Below are 23,193 nucleotides of genomic sequence, written 5' to 3' on the forward strand. Positions count from 1 at the left end.
GAGATCATGTGGTCTCGTATTATTTCCAGATTGCTCACCAGTCTCGTGGTGGCCTGGGCAAGTGTGACGGCGTCATTCTTGGCGCTGCACGCTTTGCCGGGACGCATCCAGGATATCCTGGCGGGCGATCTGGAATATCCAGGGCTGCGCGAGGCGATTGCGGCGGAGTGGGGGCTCGATCGCAGTCTGCTCGCGCAGTACCTGGATTTTCTTCTGCGCATCCTGCAGGGCGATTTCGGCACGTCCTATGTGCTGCGTCAGCCCGTCACCGAGGTGGTGGGATCACAACTGATGCCGACCGTGCAACTGGCGCTGCTCGGCGGACTTCTGGCCATCGTGATCGGAGTCGCGCTCGCGTTGCTGACGGCAGGGCGTGGGCGCATCTCGCGCCAGATCGCATCCTTTCTGGAACTGGTATTCGCATCGACGCCGGTGTTCTGGCTCGGCATTCTGCTGCTGATGGCGTTCTCCTTCACGCTGCGCTGGTTTCCGGTGTCCGGGGGCAGCGGCTGGAAGTCGATTGTGCTGCCGTCCTTGACACTGGCATTGCCGACGGCGGGCCTCCTGGCGCAGGTGCTGCGTGAGGCGATGGAGAAGACGCTCGATCAGCCCTTCGTCACTACGGTACGCTCGCGCGGCGTCGGCGAGCTCGTAATCCGCGCGCGCCATGTGCTGCGGCATGCTCTGCTGCCGGCGGTGACGCTCGGCGGCTGGCTGATCGGCGGACTGCTCGGCGGCGCTGTGATCACGGAGAAAGTCTTCGGGCGTCCGGGTCTCGGCACCGTGACTCTCGGCGCCGTGCTGACCCATGACGTGCCGGTGGTGCTGGCCGTGGTGCTGCTGGCCGCTTTCATCCATGTCGCCGCGTCGACCCTGCTCGACATCCTGTATCTACTGATCGACCCGAGACTGAGGGCGCAATGAACGTGCAAACCCGTCCGCTCGCGGACTTGTCCATCGCGCTTGACCCGCAGGTTAACCCGCCCGGTGCGGTGGAACCGGTGACGACGGCGGCCGTGATCGCGCCGCGATTGCTGTCGCCAGGCCTTGCTATCTCGCTAGCGTTTCTGTTCGTGCTGCTTCTGGCCGCGGCATTCCCACGCGCCTTCACCCAGTTCGATCCGCTGATCGGCGATTACGCGCTGGGGCTGAAGCCGCCGAGCTGGGAGCATCTGTTCGGCACCGACCGGCTCGGCCGCGACGTGTTCGCGCGGACCATCCACGGCACGCGCTATTCGCTCCTGATCGGGCTCGGCGGGATGGCGATCAGCCTGGCCTTCGGCATCGTGCTTGGCATTCTCGCCGGACAACGCAACCGTTTCCTCGACGAGGCGACGTCGCGCGTGTTCGACGTGCTGTCGTCATTCCCCGGCGTGTTGCTGGCGATGCTGGTGGTCACGTTTCTGGGACAGGGTATGCTCAACATCGCCATCGCTGTGGGAATTGCCGGCATTCCGAAATTCGGTCGCGTCATCCGTGCCCAAACGCAATTGGTGCGCGATGCCGATTACGTGACGCATGCGGTCGTCTATGGCCTCGGCCGCTGGCAGATCTTCATCCGCCATGTGCTGCCGAATGTCTTGGTCGCGGTGCCGGTGATTGCGACGGTCTATATCGGCAATACGATCCTCGCGGTGTCGGGCCTCAGCTTTCTGGGGCTCGGCCCGCAGCCGCCGACGCCGGAATGGGGCGTGATGCTGGCGGAGAGTCGCGACGTGCTGCGCGTAGCGTGGTGGCCCGGCGTGTTTCCCGGCCTCGCCATCACACTGACGGTGATCGCTTTCACGCTGGTCGGCAATGCCATCCAGAAACGGTTCGAGGGACGGCTGGCATGACGGACAAACCATATCTGGTCGTTCCACAGCCCGATGATCTGCTGATCGATATCGAGGGCCTCTCGATCGGTTTTGCCGGCGCCAATGGCGGCGCACCGATCGTCCGGAACTTCGACCTGACGATCCGCCGCGGCGAATGCGTGGCGCTGGTCGGCGAGTCCGGATCGGGCAAGAGCATTACGGCGCGGAGCCTGCTCAACCTGTCTGGCGATGGGGCCGAGGTCGACGCTGATCGCTTCCTGATCAAGGGCCGCAATGCGTTGCAGTTTCGTGAAGCCGACTGGCGCAAGCTGCGCGGCACGGTCACCGGCCTTGTCATGCAGGACGCGCTGGTGTCGCTGGATCCGCTGCGCACCATCGGCCAGGAAGTCGGCGAGGTGCTGTCCGCGCATCGGACATTACGTGGGCGACAAAGAGTTGCCGCACGTGTCACCGGTGTGCTGCGCAAGGTCGGCATTCCCGATCCCGAACATCGAGCTGCACAATATGCGCATCAGCTCTCCGGCGGTTTGCGCCAGCGCGCGCTGATCGCATCGGCCATTGCCGCCGATCCGGATCTCATCATCGCAGACGAACCGACCACATCGCTGGACGTCACCGTTCAGGCGCAGGTGCTCGCCGTATTGGCCGAGCGCGTGCGGGAAGGCGCCGGGCTGCTGTTGATCAGCCACGATCTCGCTGTCGTGGCTGGAATCGCCGATCGGGTGATTGTGATGCGCGACGGCCGCATCGTGGACAGCGGAGCCACGGCGGATGTCTTGCGCCGTCCGCGCCATCCCTATACGCGACAGCTTCTCGCTGCGATCCCATCCGCTGATTCAAGAGGACATCTGCTCGCGTCTGCCCGATTTGACGTTGCAAGCGTCGAAGGGAACGGCGTCGTCGGGTCTGTCATCGTCCGCGAGCGCCTTCCCATTCGAAGGCCGTCGGATGAAGCTTTGGTGCTCCAGATTGAGGGCATTTCTAAACGTTATGTCCAGCGGCGATCAGCTGCGGTCGGCGCGGTATCGCCGCCGGCGCTCGCCCGAGTAACTTTTTCGGTCAAGGCCGGCGAGGTTGTCGGCATCGTCGGCGAGTCCGGATCTGGCAAGTCGACATGCGCCAAGATCGTGCTCGGCCTGCTCGCGCCGGACGAGGGCGAGGTGCGCCTGCTCGGGCAGCCGTGGTCCGGGGTGGCGGAGGCTGAGCGGCGCGCGCTGCGCGCAAGGTTGCAATATATCCCGCAGGATGCGCTCAGCAGTTTCGATCCGCGCTACCGGGTCGCCGATGTGATTGCCGAAAACCTGACCGGCGATGCGCGCATAAAGCGCGACCGCATCGTTGCGCTGCTCGAGCAGGTCGGTCTGAACGCCGGTCATCTCGGTCGCACTCCGCGGTCGTTGTCGGGCGGCCAGCGGCAGCGTGTCTCCATTGCACGTGCACTGGCGGCGGAGCCGGACATCATCGTGTGCGACGAGCCGGTGTCGGCCCTGGATGTTTCGATCCAGGCGCAGGTGCTGGACCTGCTGAGCGAACTGCAGGCGCGCCTCGGGACCGCGCTGCTTTTCATTTCTCACGATCTGGGCGTCGTCCAGCATATCGCGGATCGCGTGCTGGTGTTTCACCGCGGGCGGATCGTCGAATCCGGACCGGTCGATCAGGTATTTTCCAACCCGGCCGATGACTACACCAGGGCCTTGTTGTCATCGATCCCCGCCATCGAGAGTGCCTTCGTGCGTTCGTCTGCCAATGCGGCGACGGCTGACCTTTCCAGAGCATGATTGATTGAAACTAGTCCAGGAGTTCGTCATTGCGAGCGCAGCGAAGCAATCCAGAAGGCCACAAAGGAAGACTGGATTGTTTCGTCGCAAACGCTTCTCGCAATGACGACGCAAATGACGCCTAAGCCGCCGGAATTCGTTTGCCTGGCATGTCCCTGAACAGCCGGGTCTTTCGCTGTTGTGCCGCGTCGGCTGTCACAACGAGAGCGTCCACCATGCCATGCGCGGCTGGCCACCAGCCATAGCCCGACGCGATATTGATGTGGCCGGCATCGCCCATGTTGACGAAGTCCGAGCCCCAGCTCTCGGCCAGCATGCGCGCTCGCTGCAGCGACATGAAGGGATCGTTGCTGCTGGCGACGACCATGCTCGGAAACGGCAGGGATGTCGTCGGCATCGGTGCAAAGTTGCGCAATTGCGGGAATGCGTCGGTGTTCGTTTCCACATCGGCCGGTGCGACCAGAAGTGCGCCGCCGATTTTGATGTCCGGCACCCGCAGCGCTGCATGGGCAATGAGGATACAGCCGAGACTGTGGGCGACTGCGATCGCGCCGGGATTGGCATCTGCGCTCGACAGAAGTCGCTCCACCCAGCGATCGAGCACAGGTGCGTCCCAGTCGTCCTGCTCGACGCGGCGCGCAAACGGCGTATGGCTCTGCAACAGGGTCTGCCAGTGGCCGTCCGGTGAGCCGTGAAGGCCCGGAATGATCAGAGCGCCCCGCATGCGTCGATCCCTCTGCTGTTTTGGTGCCAGCCCAAGCGGAAGGCCGACGTCGAGTCGTTCGGGCCGTTACTCCGCGGCGATAGCGGATGGCAGCGCGGGGCGGAACGAGGAGGCTGGATGCGGCACCTGCAGCCGTGCGCGACCGGCACCGAACAGTTTTTCGCGAAGCGTGCCGGGCGTATAGGCACTCTTGTAGATGCCGCGCCGGGTCAGTTCCGGCACCAGCAGATCGACGATGTCCTCAAAGCTTCCCGGCGAGATCGCGAAGGCGAGGTTCAGGCCATCGACGTCGGTCTGCGCAACCCAGTCCTCGATGGCGTCAGCCACCTGCTCGGGCGTTCCGACCACGATTGGCCCGATGCCGCCGATGCCGACATGCTCGGCGACCTCGCGCACTGTCCAGGTGCGATCGGGATCGGCGCGGGTGATATTGTCCATCGCCGTGCGGCCTGCTTCGTTTTGGACGTGCTCCACCTTCTGGTCGAGGTCATAGGTCGAGAAATCGACGCCGGTCCAGCCGGACATCAGCGTCAGGGCGCCCTCATGGTTGATGTAGCGGCGATACTCCGCATGTTTCGCGGCGGCTTCCTCTTCTGTGCGGCCGAGGATGACCGTCATCATGCTGAACATCAGGATTTCCGACGGGTCGCGCCCCGTCTCTGCCGTAAGCGTGCGGATCGCAGCGACGCGCGGCGCGATCACCTTTGCGGCCGGACCGGACATGAACACGCATTCGGCGTGTTGCGCGGCGAACAGTTTTCCGCGCAGCGACGTTCCGGCCTGATACAGCACCGGCGTTCGTTGCGGTGACGGCTCGGAGAGATGGATGGCGTCGAGGGTGTAGTTCTCGCCATAATGCTGGACGCGGTGAACGCGCGACGGCTCGGTGAAAATGCCGCGCGCCTTGTCGCGCTGCACGGCGTCGTCTTCCCAGCTGCCTTCCCACAGCTTGTAGACGACCTCCATATATTCTTCGGCGACATTGTAGCGGTCGTCATGGGCGTTCTGGCTGGCCTTACCCATGCCCTTGGCGGCGCTGTCGAGATAGCCGGTGACGATGTTCCAGCCGATGCGGCCATCGGTGAGGTGATCCAGGGTCGACATCCGGCGGGCGAATGGATAGGGCGGCTCGTAAGACAGCGTACAGGTCACGCCGAAACCGAGATTCTCAGTGACGGCAGCCATCGCTGACACCAGCAGCAGCGGGTCGTTCACCGGCACCTGCGCGGCATTGCGCAATGCCGCGTCCGGATTGCCGCCGAACACGTCGTAGACGCCGAGCACATCTGCAAGGAACAGTCCGTCGAACCGTCCGCGTTCCAGCGTTTGCGCGAGATCGAGCCAGTAGGGCAGGCGATTATAGTCGCCGGAGCGATCGTCGGGATGCGTCCACAGGCCGGGCGACTGGTGCGCCACGCAGTTCATGGCAAATGCGTTGAGGCGAATCTGTTTCGTCACGTGGTGTCCTCCAGATGCCGCGGCGTCGTTGCGCCGCTGAGATCAAGACCGGTGGCGCGTCAAACTTTTGCAATCGCCCGGCGGTGATCGGCGAGTGGCTCTCCGAACGGGCCGGTATTGGCACGGAACTGCCGGACATTGTCGGTCCGTTGCAGCGACAGCAGCGGGAATACCAGTTCGGCAAACCGATAGGCCTCTTCGAGGTGCGGATAGCCAGACAGGATGAACGTATCGATGCCGAAGTCCTGATATTCGCGGATGCGTGCGGCGACCGTGGCGGGATCGCCGACCAGCGCCGTGCCAGCGCCGCCGCGCACCAGGCCTACACCGGCCCACAGATTCGGGCTGACCTCGAGCCGGTCGCGCCGGCCGCCGTGCAATTGCGACATGCGCTGCTGGCCGACGGAATCCATTCGCCCGAGAATTTGCTGCGCGGATGCGATCGTGTCGTCGGTGAGATGCTCGATCAGTTCGTCGGCGGCCTTCCATGCCGCCTCGTTGGTATGGCGGACGATGACATGCAGCCGAATGCCGAACGTGATCTTGCGGCCGCGCTGCTCGGCGATCCCGCGCACGCGTGCGATCTTCTCCGCCACCTGCGCCGGCGGCTCGCCCCAGGTCAGGTATTTGTCGACGGTATCGACGGCGACATCGATGCCGGCATCGGACGAACCGCCGAAATAGAATGGTGGATGGGGCGTCTGGATCGGCGGGTAGAGGATGCGACCGTCTTCGACCGTGATGTGCTTGCCCGCGACAGTGACGGCTTCGCCGGCGAGCTCCCGCGCGTAAACATTCAGAAATTCACGGGTGACCTCATAGCGTTCGTCGTGATCGAGGAAGACGCCATCGCCCTTGTTCTCGATGGCATCGCCGCCCGTCACGATGTTGATGAGCAACCGTCCGTTGGTCAGGCGATCCAGTGTGGCAGTCATGCGCGCCGCCACGGTGGGCGACTGCAGTCCGGGTCGCACGGCGACGAGATAGCGCAATCGTTCCGTCCACGGCGCGATGGCCGATGCGATGACCCAGGAGTCTTCGCAATTGCGGCCGGTCGGGAGCAGGGCCCCGTAATAGCCGAGCTTGTCCGCGGCACGCGCAATCTGCCGCAGATAGTCGAAATCGACCTCGCGCGCACCGGCCGTGGTTCCGAGATAGTGGCCGTCGCCGCTGGTCGGCAGGAACCAGAGGATCTTGAGAGCGTCGTCGACTGCGGTCATGGTGCGGATGTCCCGGCGGCGTCGGCTACGGCAATGGCTTTCGGGATCAGTCCGAGCGCGAGAAACGTATCGGCCAGCTGCTGCTGTTCAGTGATGACCTTGCGATCGATCGGCTTGATCCCGTAGGCCTGCCGCTTGAGCGCGACCTCCAGGACAGGAACCGGCAGGCCGACCGAGGGGCTCAATTGCTCGGCCACCGCCTTGATGTCTGTCTTGGCCCAGTCGTCGACTTCCCGCAGGCCTTCGAGAATCGCATCGACCACCTTGGGATCGGATTCCAGGAATTTCTGCGATGACAGATAGAACTGGTAATTTGACACGGTATCGGTGCCGTCGGCGAGAACCGTCGCCTCGATCGCAGCTTCAGCGGCCGCCTGGAACGGATCCCAGATCACCCAGGCATCCACGGCACCGCGCTCGAACGCCGCCCGCGCGTCCGCCGGCGCCAGGAACACCGGCGTGATGTCGGAATATTTGACATTGGCTTTCTCCAGCGCCTTGACGAGGAGATAGTGAACGTTGGAGCCCTTGTTGAGCGCGACCTTCTTGCCCTTCAGCTCGGCGACCGATTTGATCGGACTGCCTTTCGGCACCAGGATCGCTTCGCCCTTGGGCGCTGGCGGCTCGTAGGCGACATAGCGGATCGGTGCGCCGGCGGCCTGCGCGAAGATCGGCGGCGCCTCGCCGGTGTTACCGAAATCGAGCGCACCAACATTGATGGCTTCCAGCAGCGCGGGGCCTGCCGAAAACTCCGTCCACTTGATGGACCAGCCAAGCGCCTTCAGGCGTGGCTCAAGGCTGCCTTTGCTCTTCAGCAGAACCAGCTTGCCGTATTTCTGGAAGCCAATCCGGACGGTCTTCTCTTGCGCGTGCGCTGATCCGGAACCGATCAGCGTGGGAGCGGAGACGACAGCCACGCCGAGACCCATGGCGATGGCGGCTTTCAAGATCATTCGTCTGGCATGCATTGTCGTTGTCCTGCATTGGGGCGTGAAAGGTGCCATCACCGATGACGCATTAGAGTCCCAAGCAGGCGATCTGGGGAATTCCAAAAACCGGGACGATCATGGGTTGATCGCTCTGCACAATGCCGCCATCCGGAGAACGTTGTGCTTCCGGTATTGCCGCCGCAGATTGCTCGCTCAGGCCTGCTCCTGGCCCCAGCGCTGCACCGTGATCCGCGTCAATGTGCGAAAGATAACCCCTTCGACGACGAGGCCGATCAGGATCACCGTCAGCAGTCCCGCGAACACGCTGGCCGTCTCCAACTGTGCACGGCTGGTGTAGATGAACCAGCCGAGACCGCCAGAACGGGCACTGACGCCGAACACCAGTTCGGCCGCGATCAGGGTCCGCCATGCGAAGGCCCAGCCGATCCGCAGGCCCGACAGGATCTGCGGAAATGCCGCGGGCACCAGAATCTCCACGACAAAGCGGCCGCCGGACAGGCCGAGATTGCGGCCAGCCATCCGCAGCGTCGGCGGCACGGCAAGGAAGCCGCCATAGCAGGCCAGCGCCACCGGCCACAGCACGGAATGGACGATGACGAAGATCAGGCTCGGCGTGCCGATGCCGAACCACAGCAATGCAACGGGCAGCAGCGCGATGGCGGGAAGCGGATTGAACATGGATGTCAGCAGCCCGAGCGCTTCGTTGCCCCAGCGTGACAGTGCGGCGAGGGTGGTGAGGACCGCGGCGACGGCGACGCCCAGCGCATAGCCGGTGATCAGGACGCGCAGCGACGTCAGGGTGCGGTCCGGCAGTTCACCGGAGACGGTCGCCGCCCACAGCGCCGACAAAGTCGCGCCCATGGTCGGCAGCAGCAACGCGTTGTCGAGCCAGCGCGCATAAAGCTCCCAGATCAGCGCAAAGCCCGCGAGGATCACGGCGCGGCGCCACGGCGTGCCGGAGAACGCGCGTTGCAGGGCAGGCGCGCGAACGAGCTTCGGTGCGGCGATGTCAGACATATTCGGTTTCCGGATCGGCGAACACGCTCTGCTGGATCTGCCGTTCCAGCTCGGCGAAGCGCGCGGTGCCGCGGATGCGGGTGTCGGGCGGCACGTCGAATGCCGCGGCCAGCCGGCCGGGATGCGGCGTCAGTGCGAGGATGCGGGTGCCGACGCGGATCGCCTCGTCGATGCCATGGGTGACGAATAGCGCCGTGCTGCCGGTCTCCTCGCATAGCTTCAGCAGTTCGTCCTGCATTTGCCGGCGCGTCAGCGCATCCAGTGCTGCAAACGGCTCGTCCATCAACAGCAATGCCGGCTCCAGCGCGAAAGCGCGGGCGATGGCGACGCGCTGCTTCATGCCGCCGGACAGCGTATGCGGATAGGTATCGACGAAATTCTTCAGCCCGACGCGGCTGAGCCAGTGGCGCGCCACCTCTTCCGCTTGTGGGCGCGGCAGCGACTTGCCGCGTTGCAGTGCGTAGCGAACATTGCCGAGCACCGTACGCCACGGCAGCAACTGGTCGAATTCCTGAAACACCGTCATGCGGTCAGGGCCGGGCGCATCGATGCGCCGCCCGTGTAGCCGGATCTCGCCGCTGCTCGGCTTCAGGAAACCGCCCACCGTACGCAGCAGCGTGGACTTGCCGCAGCCCGACGGGCCGAGCAGCACCAGCCGTTCGCCGGCCGAGAGTGTGAAGCTGACATCCTCGACGGCGGTGAGGATGCCGTCGCGGGTGGGATAGCTGATGCTGATGTGATCGAGCGCCAGCAGCGGCGCCGTTACGGCGTCGCCGACGAAGTCAGCCGATCGCGGCGCGACGTTCACCTCAGCTTCCCGGCTTTTCCCCGAGGCCGGACCAGAACAGATCCCGCCACGACGCCGGCGCCTGCTTGATCAGGCCGACCTTGGCCTCGAAGTCGGCGAATTTCTGCGCGCCTTCGGGAATTGTCGTGAAGTTGATGTTCTTGTCGCGGATGATGCTCTCGACAAAATCCGGCGCAAGCTTCGAGTTTTCCGCCTTGATGTAAAGCGCAGTGGCTTCCTTCGGATTGGCCTTGATCCAGTCATTGGCGCGGTCGAGTCCGCGCACGAAAGCCTGGATCGTCTTCGGATTGTCGTTGACGAATTTGGTGGTGGCATAGACCACGTTGAACGTATGCGGGCCGCCGAGCACGTCGTAGCTGTTCAGCACCTCGTGCACTTTTCCGCTGGCGAGTTGCTGTTGCGAGAACGGTGGCGACGTGAAGTGCGCGGTGATCTCGGAGCGACCCGACAGGATCTGCGCCGTTGCGTCCGGATGCGGCATGCTGACGGTGAGTTCGTCGAGCTTGTCGAATTTGCCGAACGCCTTGTCGGCCGCCATCTGCAGTACGATCGGCTGGAAGCCGACCTTGACCGACGGCAGCGCGATGCGGTCCTTCTCGGTGAAGTCGGCCAGTGTCTTGATGTTCGGATTGTTGGTGGTCAGGATATTGGCCATTGATCCCAAGGCGGCGACGCCGATGATCTTGGCGGTGGTCCGCGTCTTGTCCCAGGTCAGGATCATCGGCGTGATGCCGGCGGTCGCGAAATCCAGTCCGCCGGAAATCAGTGCTTCATTCATCGATGCGGCGCCCGAGAGCCGCAGCCATTCGATCTTCGGCGGCGTGATGCCAAGCGCCTTGGCTTCGTCCTCGATCAAGCCTCGTTCGCTCGCGACGATGAGCGGGAGATAGGCGATCCCGAACTGCTGCGCGATACGGAGTTGGGCCGTCTCGGCTCGAACGCCTTGCATAGTCGCCGCGACAAAGCCCAACGCGAGCGCGCCGACGTGCAGAAATCTTGCTGTCTTCATGATATGTCTCTTCAGTGCCTGCTGATGCGGCATAAGTGTGCGCTTTGGAGAAGTTGCAACTACACTTCAGGAAATCAGGCAACGCGTCCAGCGTGCAGATGCGATGGCGCCATCTTCAGAACAAGCCCACTGGCGCAACGATCGATGTGAGACGGTTTTTCTCGAAATCCCTGCGAAGAGAGAAGGCGGTTTGCTCTCGATAGGCGACCGAATGAAGAGCCAGCTTGTCTGTTTGACGAGGCCTGCCGCGGCTCGTTCCTGCCGGAAGTTGTGCTGACGTCCCGTGATATGGGGCGGATTGGAGACGCGAAATCGATACACCCATTCAGGTTATCGCAAGCACCATGCGTCTTATGAGTGCGAGAATAAAAATCTCTTTCCCGGCTGTGTCCCGGTTCGCGCGAGGTTCCATAGCGGTGCAAACGAGGCTAAAAGCGCTTCTTTCGTGGGCAGCATTGACATGTATGTCATGGCTGTTTCACGGCTTGCGGCGTTCGACGGCCGGGCAGAGATCTGTTCCAGCGCTCGCCCGTGACGTATCCTGGAGATCACCGTGCTTACCTCGTATCTGTCCCGCCGCGCTCTTTTGGCTACATCGGTTGCGCTCGCAGCGAGCCTCGCTTCGCCGCCAATGTCGCTCGCTCAGCAATCACCGATTCGTATCGGATTGCTGGCCCCGTTGACGGGGATCGGCGGACCTTACGGCCAGGAAGAAGAGCAAGCCGCTCGCGCCGCCGTGAAAATTATCAACGACGCCGGTGGGGTTCTCGGTCGCCCGCTGGAACTGATCGTGGCGGATGACGAGACGCAGCCGACCGCCGGTGTCGCTGCCGCACGCAAGCTGATTGACGTGGACAAGGTCGCATCGATCGCAGGCGTATGGAGCAGTGCCGTCGCGCTGGCGGTCAAGCCGATTACGCTTGAGAAGGGCGTACTTCTCACCGTCAATGGCTCAGCCGATGAAATCACCGACGGCGACAACAAGAATCTGGTCTGGCGTTTCCAGACCAATGGCAAGAGCTGGGGCGAGGCCTTCAGCAAGGCGATGGCCAAGGACGGCATCAAGACTGCCTCGATCCTCGTGCTGCAGACGCCCTTTACGCAGAGCACCATTCAGCCGTTCCGCAAGAGCTTCACGGACGCCGGCGGCAAGGTGCTGGATGAAGTCAGCTTCAACGCTGGCCAGCCGTCCTATCGGGTTGAGGTGGAGCGCATCTTCGGCAAGAAGCCGGACGCCGTGTTCGTTGCTGCCTACATTAACGAGCTCAGCGCCATCGCCAAGGAAGCTTTCCGCTCGGGCTATGACAGCAAGATCTATGCGTTTGGCAACGCTGCGGGCAGCAACGGTCAGTTCGTCAAGAATGTCGGTGCCGAAGTCGCCGAAGGCGTGCATCACACCCAGCAGGTGCCCGTTGGCAAATCTGCCGCTTACAGCCGCTATCTGAAGGAAATCGGCAAGCCCGACGGCACCATCATGACCTTCGGTGCGCAGGTGTTCGACCAGATCGTGCTGACGGCACTGGCCATCGAGAAGGCCAAGAGCACTGATGGCATCCGTTTCGGCGTGGAAGTTCCTGCACTGGTCAATGCCGATGCCCCCTCGATCGGCGATCCGGCCGAAGCGCTCAAGGCGCTGCGTGCAGGCGAGCCGTTCCGTTATGCGGGGGCAGCGTCGGATTTCCGCTTTGCGCCCAATGGCGACCAGACCGACCTGACTTTCGGGCACTTCCTGATCAAGGCAGGCGACAGCAAACTGGTTGGCGAGATCCGCTGAACCGATGCTCGAGGCCGTCAATGTTAGTGTGATCTATGAAGGCGGCTTCAAGGCGCTGAATGGTGCATCGGTGCAGCTCGCTGCGGGCGCCGTCACGGGACTTATCGGTCCCAACGGCGCCGGCAAGTCCACACTGTTCGGCGTACTCGCCGGCGCGGTGCGGCCTGTTGCCGGTGCGGTGCAGCTCGGCGGAGAGATCGTGACGCAGCATGGCCCGGCATGGCGGGCGCGTCGCGGGCTGGCGCGGACCTTTCAGCTCTCGCGCGAATTGGCGAGCCTCACGGTGCTTGAGAACGTCCTTGTCGCGCAGCCTCATATGCGCGGAGAAAACGTCCTGTCGCTGCTCTGGTCCCGCCGCGCGGTGCGTGACGAGGAGGACGCAGCCATCGACAAGGCCCGCGCACTGCTGCAGCGCGTTGATCTCTGGAAACTTGCAGACGCGCCTGCCGGTACACTATCGGGTGGCCAGAAGAAGCTGCTGGAAATCTGCCGCGCGCTGATGCTCGATCCGCGTATCGTGTTGATGGATGAGCCGAGTGCCGGCGTGAACCCGACGCGGATCGGTGAGATCGTGGAATTCGTTCAGGCGCTGCGCGCGGAAGGCACTACTTTCGGTCTGGTGGAGCACAATATGGGCATGGTCCGTCTGCTGTGCGACCGCGTCTATGTTCTGGCCGAGGGACAGGTGCTGACCGAAGGCCGGTTTGACGATGTCATCGCCAATACGGAGGTGGCGTCGGCTTATCTGGGGGCGCAGTCATAACGACCTCCGCAACAGGACTGGAATTGCGCGACGTGGTGGCTGGCTATGGCGGCCATCCGATCTTGCATGGCGTGAGCTTCTCGGTTCGCGCAGGCGAGACGCTGGTCGTGGTCGGCCCCAACGGCTCCGGCAAATCGACGCTGATGAAGACGGCCGTTGGCCTGTTGCGTCCGATCTCGGGCGAAGTCCTGCTCGGTGAAGCGAACGTCACGACGCTCAGTGCGCCTGCGCGTGCCGCGCGGGGCCTCGCTTATGTGCCGCAGGAGGCCAACATCTTCCGCAACATGAGCGTGCTGGAAAATCTGCAAGTCGGTTATGAATTCGTGGCATCATGTTCGGCGCCATCGTTCGGCGAGCGCCTCGATGCCGTGCTCGACCTGTTTCCGGAAATCCGCGCCAAGCTGCGCAGCACGGCCGGGCATCTCAGCGGTGGTCAGCGACAGATGGTGGCGATGGCCACCGCATTGATGCCCGAGCCATCCGTCCTTGCGCTGGACGAACCTTCCGCCGGATTGTCACCGCGCAATGCGGAGATTTTGTTCGAGGTGATCGGCCGGGTGGCCGCCTCAGGAGTGACGCTGCTGATCGTCGAGCAGAACACGCGCCTCGGGCTCGGCGCTGCGGATCACGGCGTGGTTCTGGTGGGTGGGCGGATACGCCTTGCCGCGCCCGCCGCCGAGGTGCTCGCCGATCCGGATATCCGCCGCCTCTATCTCGGAGGGGTGTGATGGGTCAGCTTCTTGTCAACGGCATTGTCGCCGGTCTGCTACTGGCATTGCCTGCGCTTGCGCTGTCGCTGACGTTCAGCGTGTTGCGCTTTGCCAATTATGCGGTCGGATCCTATCTCTCCTGCGGTGCCTATCTCGTCTATATCGGCAATGTCGTACTGGGCATGCCGCTGTGGCTGGCGGCTGGTGCCGGCGCGGCACTCTTTGCGCTGATCGCTGTCGGTATCGACTGGCTTGCCTATCGTCCGCTTCGCAATCGCGGGGGCGTAACGCTGCTGGTAGCCTCCATGGGAGTCGCCATCGCGCTGGAGAACGTGATCCGTTTCTTTGCCGGCAACTCGCCGCGGGCCTATAACGTGCCGGTAGCGCGACCGATGCGTTTTGGCGATATCCGGCTGAACCACGAACAGCTCACCATTCTCGTTACGGTCATTGCGGCACTCGCTGTGGTGTGGATCATCTTTCGCTTTACGCGGCTTGGCCGAATGATGCGCGCCGTGGCGGATAACCCGGATCTTGCAGCAGTGCGCGGCATCTCGCGGTCCCGCGTCGTCGCTTATGTCTGGCTGATCGCTGGAATGCTGATAACGCTGTCCGGCGTGCTCGTTGGGCTGGATGCCAATGTCGAGCCGCAGATGGGCTGGACTTATCTGCTGCCCGTATTCACGGCCGCCATTCTCGGCGGCATTTCCAATCCGATGGCCGCTGTCGCTGGCGCGCTGACGCTTGGCCTCGCGGAGGAGTTCGCGACGTTAGTGATGCCCGTGCACTACCGGATGATCGTGACATTCCTTGTGATGGTCGCGCTTCTGCTCGTGCGGCCATGGGGCCTGTTTGGAACGCGGTGGGTTACCAAATGACGGTTTATCTCATCGCCACTCTGACGCTCGTTGCGCTGGCTGCGCTGGCAGGGCTCGCGCTCAATCTGCAATGGGGAATGGGCGGCCTGGTCAATTTCGGCCTGTTCGGCTTCTACATGCTCGGTGCCTATATCGCCGGTTTGCTGACGGTGCAGGGGCTGCCGCCTCTGGTCGCTCTTGGGGTGGCCATGCTCGGCGTGGCAGCGCTGAGCGCAGTCAGCGCGCTCATCTCCGTGCGGTTGTCCGAAGACTATCTCGCTATCGTGACGCTTGGTTTTGCTGAATGCCTACGCCTCGTCATCAGCTACGAAGGTTGGCTGACCCGCGGCATGCTCGGTGTTTCGGGGATCGAACGACCGTTCCAGGCGTGGTGGCCCCGCGGTTGGGGCGATACAGGCTTTTTGCTCCTGGCGTTGCTGGCCGTGCTGATCGTCTACACCGTCCTGCAGGCGCTGGCTCGCTCCCCCTTCGGGCGCCTTGTGCGTGCGACGCGCGACGACCCCGGCGTCGTGGAAGCGCTCGGCAAGTCCGTGCTCGCCGTCCGCGTGCGGGTGTTTGCCATCGGTGGCGCTATCCTCGGTCTCGCAGGCAGCTTGCACGCATTCTATTACAGTTACATCGACCCCACGCAATTCGGCCCGATCATCACCGCCTATGCCTTCATGGCCGTGGTGGTGGGCGGGCGCGGCAGCAACCGCGGCGTCGTTGCCAGCGCCTTCACACTGATCTTCCTTCTGGAAGGCAGCCGGTTTCTGATAGACCTCGTCCCTGGTCTTGGGGCGTCCGAACTCGCCGCCATTCGCCTGTTCCTCGTTGGCGTGGGGCTGGTGGTATTGCTGATCTTCAAGCCGGATGGCTTCGGCCGCGAGCCGCGCTCTGCGCTCGCGGACAAGACATCCTCTCGTTTCTGATAACCGGAGTTTCGATATGGCCCGCGTCGCCCTGCAAAAAAGAGATCAACTGCCCGAGCACCTGAGGGCTTTGTGGGATCGCATGACCACATATGGACCGTTCGAAGGGCAGGCCGCCGCAATGGCCAACCGGCTGCCGGTGTTCGAGCATATGTGGCGCCTTCTCACCCAGCTCGCCGACGAAGGCGTGCTGCCCAAGCGATACCTTGAGCTTGCCATCGTTGCCGTCTCGCTGGTCAATCAATGCGACTTCTGCGTTGCGCAGCACACGCCGAAGCTCGCGGTTGAAGGTATCACGACGGAAGGTGCGGCAAACCTGCTCGACTGGGAGAAGCATCCCGAGCTCACCGAAGTCGATCGGCTCGTGGTCGAATACGCGATCGCGGTCACCAGCAACTGGCATCGAATCCGCGACGCGATGTTCGAGCGCCTGCGCGCGCATTTCAACGATGCGCAGATCGTCGAACTGACCTGGCGGATCGCGCTGTGCGGCGCGTTCAACCGCTTCAACGACGTCCTGCAGGTCGAGGTGGATGTCTAGGCGGTCGGTACGCTTGGCTGATCGGTCTTCCAGTCGCGCTTGATCTTCTTGGCGAGCGACCATTTGTGGACTTCGGTCGGACCGTCATAGATGCGGAACGCGCGGATCTCGCGGAAGGCCTGTTCGACGATGGTTTCGCCGGACACACCGGTGCCGCCCATCACCTGAACGCAGCGATCGGCGATCCGCATCAGCGCTTCCGACACGGCCACCTTGGCCATCGAACTTTCGGCCGTGCCGAGCGAGCCGGTGTCGAGCACATCGGCGCACCAGTCGATCATCAGTTCCGACTGTTTGATGTCGATCAGGTTTTCCGCCAGCATGAAGCCGACGCCTTCGTGATCGATCAGGGCCTTTCCGAAGGCATGGCGACGACAGGCATAGTCGGTCGCGATCTCGTTGGCGCGGATCGCAAGACCCAGCCAACGCATGCAATGTGACAGGCGCGCCGGGCTGAGGCGGATCTGCGCGTATTTGAAACCGTCGCCTGACGCGCCAAGCATCTGGTCTGCAGGCACACGCAGGTTATCGATCTCGATCTCTGCATGGCCGCCGGGCATCGAATTGTCGATCGTATCCAGCACGCGCAGGGTGCGGATCGCAGGATCGGGCAGATCGACAAGGAACATGCAGGCGCCGTCGTCCGACTTCGCCATGACGATGCCGACTTTGGCGCCTTCCGCACCGGTGATGAACTTCTTCCGCCCGTTGATCACCCAGTGATTGCCATCGAGCCTGCAGGTGGTCTGCATCATCGACGGATCGGAGCCCGCGCCGCCTTCGTCTGCCGGCTCGGTCATGAAGAACGCCGAACGCGCTTTCCCTGACACCAGCGGTTCGAGAAACCGCGTCTTCTGTTCGGCAGTACCGACCTTGCCGAGGAGATACATATTGCCCTCATCGGGTGCCATCGTGTTGCAGGCAAGCGGGCCCAGCGGCGAAAGACCGGACTTGATCAGGGCTTTTGCCGTTTCGCGCTGCGTCAGATGTGACCCATCCGCAAGAATGTGCGGGGTCAACACGCCGACCTTGCGGGCCTTGTCGCGCAGCTCTTGCACCAGTTCGTCGCTCGGGCCGTGAGCACCTGTCCGCGGATCTTTCTCATAGGGGATGACTTCGGCCCGAATGAAGGTCTCGATCCTGGCGGCAATGGCGTCGGCGCGATCAGTCATGGATGTGGATACTCCGGTCGATCCCCTTTGGGGGGAGCCTTGGGGCGTGAGGCAGTCATGCGGGGCCGATCACGGTACGGGTGGCGGCCAGCGACGAGGTGAGGGATAACATTTACACGATCAGTATGCCTGATCGTATCGAATTCGGCTACGAGGCATCGACCACCCTGAAGGGTGCCGTGGCGTCGCTGATTCACGCGTGGCGTGCTGATTGGCCGAATCTTGATTGGCCGCGTATTGGTCGGCGGAAAACCTTTATTTCGGCGCCGGCTCGGCGGCATCGAGATTGATGCCCGGGAAACGCCGTCTCAGGTCCCGCTTCAGCGATCTGAAATGCTCGATATTGTTTTCGAGCGTCCGCAGCCGTGCTTCGCCGATGCGGATCTCGTCGTCTGATTTCTGCAGAAGTTCTGCCCGCGGATCCGACTGACTGTTGACGTCCTCGATCTCGTTACCGCCGACAATTGCGGCGATGGAGATGACGTCTTCCAGCCGACGCTTCAGGCCGTCATGCTCGTATTCTGCACTGCGCAGGCCGGAGTCGATGGTCGCCGCAATGGCAAGAACAAGCCGTTCATCGGTGATGCGGTCGCGCTCCGGCGAGCGGGTCCGGAATGTCTCGGACGAGGAGCGAAAGATGCGCTTCAGCATGGCGGCATTTCCCTCTGGCTCAGGTGAGACCCTTGATCTTCTTACACGATGTTGCGGAGCCTGACGACATCTGCACAATGCCCGATGTCGATTTCGTTAGCACGAGCTCCTTGGCGGAGATGAAGCGTAGCGTGGCTCTGGGGTTGGCATCGCAGAATCGCGACAGCGTCGCCGCGGTGGCGGCCACCGTGTCCTGTTTCGGAATCACCGCGATGGCCCCATCCTTCAGGATGTAGGCATCCTTGACGTTCGGCATCGTCGCCGTCGCGGTGCAGACCTTGAACAGGCCTTCATAGGCCTGGGGCGGCATGGTCAGATCGCCTGCAAGGCCGCCGAGCAGATACTCCCGGCTCTTGTTGCAATTGTCGGCATGCGCGGTGCTCGCGGTGAGCACGAGCAATGTGACGATGGCAGCGAGCTGTTTCATGCCGATGCCCTCAGCTCCGATCCGGTCTGCAAGGCATCCTCCGACGGTGATGGCCGCTTCAAACCATAGGTTTCTGCGGCGCAACGTTCCCACGACAGATCACGCGCATGTGCGGCGGCACCAGCGCCGAGGCGCGCCCGCAGCTCATCGTCCTCGGCCAGTTGCCGGATCACATGGGTGATCATGTCGACGCGGGGGGCGACCAAAAGGCCAGACTGGCCGGCGAGCACCGCATCGGGCACACCTCCGATATTGCTCGCGACGCTCGGCAGGCCTGTGGCACCGGCCTCGAGATAGACGAGACCGAAGCCTTCGACACGGCCGGACGAATCCGGCACACCGGTCAGACAAAAGAAGTCCGCCGCACCGTAGATATCGCGAATTTCTTCATTCGATAGTGTGCCGAGTAGCCTGATGTCGCAGTCCGACGCTGCGATCATGCCGCGAAGCTCATCGACATAATCCGCTTCCCCCTGCGGACCGATGACCAGCCAGGTGATGCGCTGACGTAATTCGTCAGGAAGCTGCGCGAGGGCGGCGAGCGTGAGATGATGTCCCTTGCGCCGCGTGAGCCGCGCGACGGTGACCATGACGATCCGGTCCGGCGCAATGTCATAGATCGCGCGCGTGGCAGCGCGGTCGCTGCGCCGTCCGGACCAGAAATTGGAGACGCCAAGGCGAATGGCATGGATGCGGCGTTCGTCGATCGTGAATCTCTTGCGGAACAGCTCGCGTGTAAAGCTGCTATTGGCAGCGACCTCGGTGCGTGGCCCGAACACGCCACTGAAGCGGATCGCCAGTCGCTTCAGCGGCGTCTGCGTCTCATTGATTTCTGTACCGTGCACGGTCATCAGCATCCGCGCCGGTGTGCGGCCGCGCGCGAGTGCGACCGGAATGAAGAACGGCCAGTCGGCAGCATGCACCACGTCGAATGGAGCCGTACCAATGCGGCTGCGCGCCAGCATGATCTTGGCGGGCAGATCGCGCGCCGAATGCAATCCACCGCTGAAGCGGTGGATTGCGAAGGGCATGGCGCGATCGTCGGCTGACATATCCTGTGCGTAATCGGGAGCGACCAGCGTCACCCGCGCGCCGAGCTGAGTTGCGGCCAATGCGATCTCGTGGGCGTAGGTGCCTATCCCGCCGCGTGCGGGAGCATATTCGCTCGATAGCAACAGGATATTCACAGATAGCCTCAGTGTGCCGCGGAGGGCGTCATCGTCATGTTGCGCGCGTTCTGGATGTCCTGGTGATAGGTAAAGACGCGCGCCAGCTGTGTTGCTGGTGTGAAATTATCGATCGCGCTGGCAACCTGCACCGGGTTGATTTCGCCTGTGCCGATCGCATCGCGGGTATCGAGGAAACGTTGGGCTAGGTTCTCGATCATCTCGTCGCGCGACGCGCTACGTGAAATCAGGTAGCCACTCTCGCCATCATGGATCACCGATTCCAGCTGCGGCAGGTGCACCGCGACGACCGGGCGGCCGACCGCAAGCGTCTCGAGCACGCAGCGTGGCATGCCCTCGAATTCCGATGTCAGGATGCCTGCATGGGCATTGGCCAGTGTTGTCGCCATGCCGACAGCGTCCTTGAAACCGTGCCGGATGGTGATGTCTTCGATAGCAGCGAATTCGGCAAAGCGATGCGGATCGCTGGTCCCGATATAATGGAATTCGAGATGGCCATGCAGCCGCTCGCGCAGGCGGGCGATGGTGCTGAACATCAACGGCGGATCCTTGAACTCGTCAAGGCGCCCCGCGAAGATGATGCGAAACGGCTCGGTCATCGCCGGAAACGGCTGTGGCTTGAAGATGTCGGTATTAACCCAGGTCCACAGCGTGTCGATCTTGCCACTCTGGCCGGGATAGGTCTTTTGCAGCCGTTCGGTAATGAACGGATTCACGCATAGAAATTTTGCGCTGGTCGTGACTGCGAAACGCTCGCCGATATTATGCACGAACGAATATTTCTTCAGGAGCGAATCCATCTGCAGCTTCGGCGCGCCCTCGCCATGCAGCATCTGGATGAAGGGGCGGCGCAGCAGCGTCGGCAGCCACGAGAATTCGACACGGCGAAGATCGACTGTGCAGCCGCGCTCGCGAATCAGCCGCGAGACCGGGCCGAAATAGCGCAGCAAAGCCATGAAGAACTGGCCGGTCAGCGACGAGCGGATGGTGCGCGCTGCCTCTCGGGCCTGCTGGTCGGAATAATGCAGGATCGGGAGAAAGTCGAAGTCGCGCCCGCGGAAAGTCAGCCGTCGCACTTCGCCGAGCTTGAGGTCGCCGATCGAATCCACGCCAACGAACAGGATGTCGGTGTCCGTGGGATGGAACGTGATGAAGTCGCGGATATAGGTCTCTAGCCCACCCACCTTCTGGCCGCGCGGATCGAACGGGTGGATGAGGCAGATCTGGTAGCGTTGCTTGGCCGGCGCGGTGTTCCGGGCGCGAAGACCCAGAGTGAGTGTCGAGGTCATGCGGCTTTCCTCATGCGAGCGTTCAGGATTTGTGGAAGCGTACTAGCGATCAAACGTGGCACGGCGGCAGCGCAGCGTGCGTAACGGGGCGCAAGGCGGCGCGGATCCCGCAACATGCGCCAGGCCCATTCGAGACCGGCACGTTGGGTGAACATCGGTGCGCGAACCTGTGTACCTGCGATGAAGTCCAGCGCCGCGCCGAAACACAGGCAGCCCGTCCCATCCAGCTCATCGATACAGCGCGACGCAAACACTTCCTGTCGCGGCGCGCCCAGCGCGAGGAAGCAGAGCTTTGCACCGGATGCGCGGATCTGTGCAATCGCTGTATCGGCCTCCGCTGAATAGGCCTCGAAGTTGCGACCAGGCGCGAAGGTGCCGACGATCTGCAAGCCCTGATATCGTTTGCGCAATTCTGCTGCAGTCTTGTCCAGCGTTGGCCTGTCGGAACCGAACAGAAAGATGGGAAGTCCCTTCTTGCCTGCAGCTTCACACAAGGGAGCGGCAAGATCAGCGCCGGTTGTTCGCGAAATAGGTTTGCCGAGCAGATGACTGAGAACGACGATCGGAAAGCCATCCGCAGTCACGAAGCGTGCACGCCGATAGGCTGCGCGAAAATCGGGCTTTTGTTGCAGATGTACGACATGATCGAGATTGAGCGTGCATACACTGAAGTTATCGCCGCGTTCGGCCGCTTCTACGATCGATAAAACGGCTTCGTCGAGCGATGAAACGTTCACGGTGACTCCGTCAACGGTGAGATTTTTGGCGTGTGGCGCCTGCGTCTTCGACATGTCGGTCCCCTGATGACGATGTAGCCGAGGTACGCTTGAACGAAGTGCACACCTGCTTGCTGCCGATGCAGCAAAGAAAAGTGAGTCGAAAATCATCTCCTCGACATCATGGACATCAAAACGAACTATTGCGACGCAACGATGGCGATGCTGTCGCGCAACATGGAAAAGATAGCAGTCACGATTTTGAATCGATGGAGAGTGGATATGTTCGAATGTTCAAGGAGAAAGTCGCTCGCAGTCATCGCTGGCGCGACAGTTGCTATGCAAGGACATGCAGTCGGCGCGACTCAAACGCAGAGCCTTGGTACAATTGCGGCGAAAAATGGTTTGATGTTCGGCGCTGCTGCGGGGCCGGTGATCGACAAGGATGTGGGATATCGTGAGCTTTACACAACACAGACGAAAATTATAACGACGGATATCGCTCTGAAAATGGGCACGCTTGCGCCGATGGCGGGACCGAAACGATTCGAGAGCGCTGATCGATTGCTACAATTTTGTGCGAGCAATCGCATTCCCATGCGCGGTCATTGTCTGATCTGGAACGAATGGGTTCCGCAATGGATCAAGTCCATGAGCAATACTGAGCGTCAGGCCTTCTTCGATAGTTATATCGATGAAGTCGCTGGACGTTATGCCGGCCAATTGCAGTCGTGGGACGTCGTGAATGAGCCGTTCTGGCCCGGTCACAAGGCCCCCGGCGGTTATCGCCTTGGCCCGTGGTACGATGCCTTTGGCACTGATTATATCAGGCGCGCCTTCGCGCGGGCAGGTGCTGTGGATAAGAAGACTAAACTTGTGCTCAATGAGGCACAGGCGGAACGCGATGACGATGTCGGTCTCGCGGTGCGCACCGGACTGTTGCGTCTGGTCGATGAATTGCAGCATGCCGGCGTCCGGCTCGATGTCGTCGGCCTGCAGGGCCACTTGCAGCCGCGCTATCCGCACGATCCCCAGCGATTTCTGGAATTCGTCCACGCGCTCGCCGAACGCAAGGTCGACATTTATATCACCGAGTTCGATGTCCGTGACGACACGTTCCCCGATGACGTGGCCACGCGCGACAAGATGATCGCGGAGACCGGCGGGAAATTCCTCGAAACTGTGCTGCAGGTTCCCGCGGTCAAGGCCGTGATCGCGTGGCAGCTGTCCGATCACTATTCATTCTATACGGATGCCGCGAGAAAGAAGAATCCTCTCGCAGAACGACTGCCACGGCCGCTGCCGTTTGATGAGAACATGCAGAAAAAGCCGCTGTGGTACGCAATGGCCCGTGCCCTGGAGACCGCCAAACGGTCGTGACGGTTTCACGACA

General features: G+C 62.3%; 23 protein-coding genes. 10 read left to right on the top strand and 13 right to left on the bottom strand.

All coding sequences use genetic code 11. The features are described from left to right. Nucleotides 1–6 precede the first annotated feature (6 nt). The 3 genes from RSO67_RS24860 to RSO67_RS24870 are packed head-to-tail and all read left to right on the top strand — an operon-like array spanning nucleotide 7 to nucleotide 3,595. Nucleotides 7–924, top strand: a complete 918-nt coding sequence (locus RSO67_RS24860; RefSeq protein ID WP_315841002.1) for an ABC transporter permease — start codon at nucleotides 7–9, stop codon at nucleotides 922–924. Continuing rightward, nucleotides 921–1,835 carry an ABC transporter permease gene (locus RSO67_RS24865; RefSeq protein ID WP_120288766.1) on the top strand — a complete coding sequence of 305 codons (915 nt, stop codon included), beginning with the start codon at nucleotides 921–923 and terminating at the stop codon, nucleotides 1,833–1,835. The genes RSO67_RS24860 and RSO67_RS24865 overlap by 4 nt, the downstream gene beginning before the upstream one ends. Further along, entirely contained in the window at nucleotides 1,832–3,595 is a 1,764-nt protein-coding gene (locus tag RSO67_RS24870) for an ABC transporter ATP-binding protein (protein ID WP_315841003.1), read from the top strand. The genes RSO67_RS24865 and RSO67_RS24870 overlap by 4 nt, the downstream gene beginning before the upstream one ends. 121 nt (nucleotides 3,596–3,716) lie before the next feature. On the opposite strand, the gene RSO67_RS24875 is transcribed toward RSO67_RS24870, so the two are convergent. The 7 genes from RSO67_RS24875 to RSO67_RS24905 all read right to left on the bottom strand — a co-directional run bounded on the left by RSO67_RS24875 (nucleotide 3,717) and on the right by RSO67_RS24905 (nucleotide 10,781). After that, the gene (locus RSO67_RS24875; RefSeq protein WP_315841004.1) at nucleotides 3,717–4,319 is read right to left on the bottom strand and encodes an alpha/beta hydrolase; all 603 of its coding nucleotides are present in this window, start codon (nucleotides 4,317–4,319) and stop codon (nucleotides 3,717–3,719) included. A gap of 66 nt (nucleotides 4,320–4,385) precedes the next feature. Beyond that, a complete protein-coding gene (locus RSO67_RS24880; RefSeq protein ID WP_315841005.1) occupies nucleotides 4,386–5,777 on the bottom strand; it encodes an LLM class flavin-dependent oxidoreductase in 1,392 nt (463 codons plus the stop codon). A gap of 59 nt (nucleotides 5,778–5,836) precedes the next feature. Beyond that, nucleotides 5,837–6,997 carry an FMNH2-dependent alkanesulfonate monooxygenase gene (gene ssuD, locus RSO67_RS24885; RefSeq protein WP_315841006.1) on the bottom strand — a complete coding sequence of 387 codons (1,161 nt, stop codon included), beginning with the start codon at nucleotides 6,995–6,997 and terminating at the stop codon, nucleotides 5,837–5,839. Further along, a complete protein-coding gene (locus RSO67_RS24890; RefSeq protein WP_410001778.1) occupies nucleotides 6,994–7,965 on the bottom strand; it encodes a sulfonate ABC transporter substrate-binding protein in 972 nt (323 codons plus the stop codon). The genes ssuD and RSO67_RS24890 overlap by 4 nt, the downstream gene beginning before the upstream one ends. Nucleotides 7,966–8,139: 174 nt before the next feature. Continuing rightward, on the bottom strand, nucleotides 8,140–8,964 hold the full coding sequence (locus RSO67_RS24895; RefSeq protein WP_315841007.1) for an ABC transporter permease: 825 nt from the start codon (nucleotides 8,962–8,964) through the stop codon (nucleotides 8,140–8,142). Then, nucleotides 8,957–9,772, bottom strand: a complete 816-nt coding sequence (locus RSO67_RS24900) for an ABC transporter ATP-binding protein (RefSeq protein WP_315841008.1) — start codon at nucleotides 9,770–9,772, stop codon at nucleotides 8,957–8,959. The genes RSO67_RS24895 and RSO67_RS24900 overlap by 8 nt, the downstream gene beginning before the upstream one ends. Nucleotide 9,773: 1 nt before the next feature. After that, nucleotides 9,774–10,781: an ABC transporter substrate-binding protein gene (locus tag RSO67_RS24905; protein WP_315841009.1), complete on the bottom strand. Its 1,008-nt coding sequence runs from the start codon at nucleotides 10,779–10,781 to the stop codon at nucleotides 9,774–9,776. A gap of 553 nt (nucleotides 10,782–11,334) precedes the next feature. On the opposite strand from RSO67_RS24905, the gene RSO67_RS24910 reads away from it, so the two are divergent. The 6 genes from RSO67_RS24910 (at nucleotide 11,335) to RSO67_RS24935 (ending at nucleotide 16,358) form a co-directional block, all read left to right on the top strand. Next, nucleotides 11,335–12,555 carry an ABC transporter substrate-binding protein gene (locus RSO67_RS24910; protein ID WP_315841010.1) on the top strand — a complete coding sequence of 407 codons (1,221 nt, stop codon included), beginning with the start codon at nucleotides 11,335–11,337 and terminating at the stop codon, nucleotides 12,553–12,555. Further along, complete coding sequence (locus RSO67_RS24915; RefSeq protein ID WP_315841011.1) at nucleotides 12,539–13,318, top strand: ABC transporter ATP-binding protein; 780 nt, start codon at nucleotides 12,539–12,541, stop codon at nucleotides 13,316–13,318. Before RSO67_RS24910 ends, RSO67_RS24915 begins: the two co-directional genes overlap by 17 nt. 32 nt (nucleotides 13,319–13,350) lie before the next feature. Continuing rightward, the gene (locus RSO67_RS24920) at nucleotides 13,351–14,046 is read left to right on the top strand and encodes an ABC transporter ATP-binding protein (RefSeq protein ID WP_315844355.1); all 696 of its coding nucleotides are present in this window, start codon (nucleotides 13,351–13,353) and stop codon (nucleotides 14,044–14,046) included. Beyond that, the gene (locus RSO67_RS24925; RefSeq protein WP_315841012.1) at nucleotides 14,046–14,906 is read left to right on the top strand and encodes a branched-chain amino acid ABC transporter permease; all 861 of its coding nucleotides are present in this window, start codon (nucleotides 14,046–14,048) and stop codon (nucleotides 14,904–14,906) included. The genes RSO67_RS24920 and RSO67_RS24925 overlap by 1 nt, the downstream gene beginning before the upstream one ends. Beyond that, entirely contained in the window at nucleotides 14,903–15,817 is a 915-nt protein-coding gene (locus RSO67_RS24930; RefSeq protein ID WP_315841013.1) for a branched-chain amino acid ABC transporter permease, read from the top strand. Before RSO67_RS24925 ends, RSO67_RS24930 begins: the two co-directional genes overlap by 4 nt. 82 nt (nucleotides 15,818–15,899) lie before the next feature. Further along, nucleotides 15,900–16,358, top strand: a complete 459-nt coding sequence (locus RSO67_RS24935) for a carboxymuconolactone decarboxylase family protein (protein WP_244499898.1) — start codon at nucleotides 15,900–15,902, stop codon at nucleotides 16,356–16,358. Here the strand turns inward: RSO67_RS24935 and RSO67_RS24940 are convergent. The 6 genes from RSO67_RS24940 to RSO67_RS24965 all read right to left on the bottom strand — a co-directional run bounded on the left by RSO67_RS24940 (nucleotide 16,355) and on the right by RSO67_RS24965 (nucleotide 21,875). Further along, nucleotides 16,355–17,530, bottom strand: coding sequence for an acyl-CoA dehydrogenase family protein (locus RSO67_RS24940; RefSeq protein WP_315841014.1), 1,176 nt, complete (start codon nucleotides 17,528–17,530; stop codon nucleotides 16,355–16,357). The two genes, RSO67_RS24935 and RSO67_RS24940, sit on opposite strands and share 4 nt — an antisense overlap. 255 nt (nucleotides 17,531–17,785) lie before the next feature. Next, the gene (locus RSO67_RS24945) at nucleotides 17,786–18,181 is read right to left on the bottom strand and encodes a hypothetical protein (RefSeq protein ID WP_116664041.1); all 396 of its coding nucleotides are present in this window, start codon (nucleotides 18,179–18,181) and stop codon (nucleotides 17,786–17,788) included. A gap of 19 nt (nucleotides 18,182–18,200) precedes the next feature. Further along, a complete protein-coding gene (locus RSO67_RS24950; protein ID WP_175366899.1) occupies nucleotides 18,201–18,608 on the bottom strand; it encodes a hypothetical protein in 408 nt (135 codons plus the stop codon). After that, the gene (locus RSO67_RS24955) at nucleotides 18,605–19,795 is read right to left on the bottom strand and encodes a glycosyltransferase family 4 protein (protein ID WP_315841015.1); all 1,191 of its coding nucleotides are present in this window, start codon (nucleotides 19,793–19,795) and stop codon (nucleotides 18,605–18,607) included. Before RSO67_RS24955 ends, RSO67_RS24950 begins: the two co-directional genes overlap by 4 nt. 8 nt (nucleotides 19,796–19,803) lie before the next feature. After that, nucleotides 19,804–21,084 (bottom strand): glycosyltransferase, encoded by a 1,281-nt coding sequence (locus RSO67_RS24960; protein ID WP_315841016.1) that lies wholly within the window; start codon nucleotides 21,082–21,084, stop codon nucleotides 19,804–19,806. Then, nucleotides 21,081–21,875 (bottom strand): WecB/TagA/CpsF family glycosyltransferase, encoded by a 795-nt coding sequence (locus tag RSO67_RS24965; protein ID WP_089268066.1) that lies wholly within the window; start codon nucleotides 21,873–21,875, stop codon nucleotides 21,081–21,083. Before RSO67_RS24965 ends, RSO67_RS24960 begins: the two co-directional genes overlap by 4 nt. 108 nt (nucleotides 21,876–21,983) lie before the next feature. On the opposite strand from RSO67_RS24965, the gene RSO67_RS24970 reads away from it, so the two are divergent. Next, the gene (locus RSO67_RS24970) at nucleotides 21,984–23,180 is read left to right on the top strand and encodes an endo-1,4-beta-xylanase (RefSeq protein ID WP_315841017.1); all 1,197 of its coding nucleotides are present in this window, start codon (nucleotides 21,984–21,986) and stop codon (nucleotides 23,178–23,180) included. Nucleotides 23,181–23,193 lie beyond the last annotated feature (13 nt).

Origin of the sequence: Tardiphaga sp. 709, from assembly GCF_032401055.1 — a bacterium.
GTDB lineage: Bacteria > Pseudomonadota > Alphaproteobacteria > Rhizobiales > Xanthobacteraceae > Tardiphaga.

Coding starts and splice junctions, on each gene's coding strand:
- RSO67_RS24925 (WP_315841012.1), top strand. CDS start 14,046: ATGGGTCAGCTTCTTGTCAACGGCATTGTCGCCGGTCTGCTACTGGCA.
- RSO67_RS24930 (WP_315841013.1), top strand. CDS start 14,903: ATGACGGTTTATCTCATCGCCACTCTGACGCTCGTTGCGCTGGCTGCG.
- RSO67_RS24870 (WP_315841003.1), top strand. CDS start 1,832: ATGACGGACAAACCATATCTGGTCGTTCCACAGCCCGATGATCTGCTG.
- RSO67_RS24865 (WP_120288766.1), top strand. CDS start 921: ATGAACGTGCAAACCCGTCCGCTCGCGGACTTGTCCATCGCGCTTGAC.
- RSO67_RS24860 (WP_315841002.1), top strand. CDS start 7: ATGTGGTCTCGTATTATTTCCAGATTGCTCACCAGTCTCGTGGTGGCC.
- ssuD (WP_315841006.1), bottom strand. CDS start 6,997: ATGACCGCAGTCGACGACGCTCTCAAGATCCTCTGGTTCCTGCCGACC.
- RSO67_RS24935 (WP_244499898.1), top strand. CDS start 15,900: ATGACCACATATGGACCGTTCGAAGGGCAGGCCGCCGCAATGGCCAAC.
- RSO67_RS24905 (WP_315841009.1), bottom strand. CDS start 10,781: ATGAAGACAGCAAGATTTCTGCACGTCGGCGCGCTCGCGTTGGGCTTT.
- RSO67_RS24940 (WP_315841014.1), bottom strand. CDS start 17,530: ATGACTGATCGCGCCGACGCCATTGCCGCCAGGATCGAGACCTTCATT.
- RSO67_RS24950 (WP_175366899.1), bottom strand. CDS start 18,608: ATGAAACAGCTCGCTGCCATCGTCACATTGCTCGTGCTCACCGCGAGC.
- RSO67_RS24890 (WP_410001778.1), bottom strand. CDS start 7,965: ATGCATGCCAGACGAATGATCTTGAAAGCCGCCATCGCCATGGGTCTC.
- RSO67_RS24970 (WP_315841017.1), top strand. CDS start 21,984: ATGGACATCAAAACGAACTATTGCGACGCAACGATGGCGATGCTGTCG.
- RSO67_RS24960 (WP_315841016.1), bottom strand. CDS start 21,084: ATGACCTCGACACTCACTCTGGGTCTTCGCGCCCGGAACACCGCGCCG.
- RSO67_RS24895 (WP_315841007.1), bottom strand. CDS start 8,964: ATGTCTGACATCGCCGCACCGAAGCTCGTTCGCGCGCCTGCCCTGCAA.
- RSO67_RS24965 (WP_089268066.1), bottom strand. CDS start 21,875: ATGTCGAAGACGCAGGCGCCACACGCCAAAAATCTCACCGTTGACGGA.
- RSO67_RS24945 (WP_116664041.1), bottom strand. CDS start 18,181: ATGCTGAAGCGCATCTTTCGCTCCTCGTCCGAGACATTCCGGACCCGC.
- RSO67_RS24875 (WP_315841004.1), bottom strand. CDS start 4,319: ATGCGGGGCGCTCTGATCATTCCGGGCCTTCACGGCTCACCGGACGGC.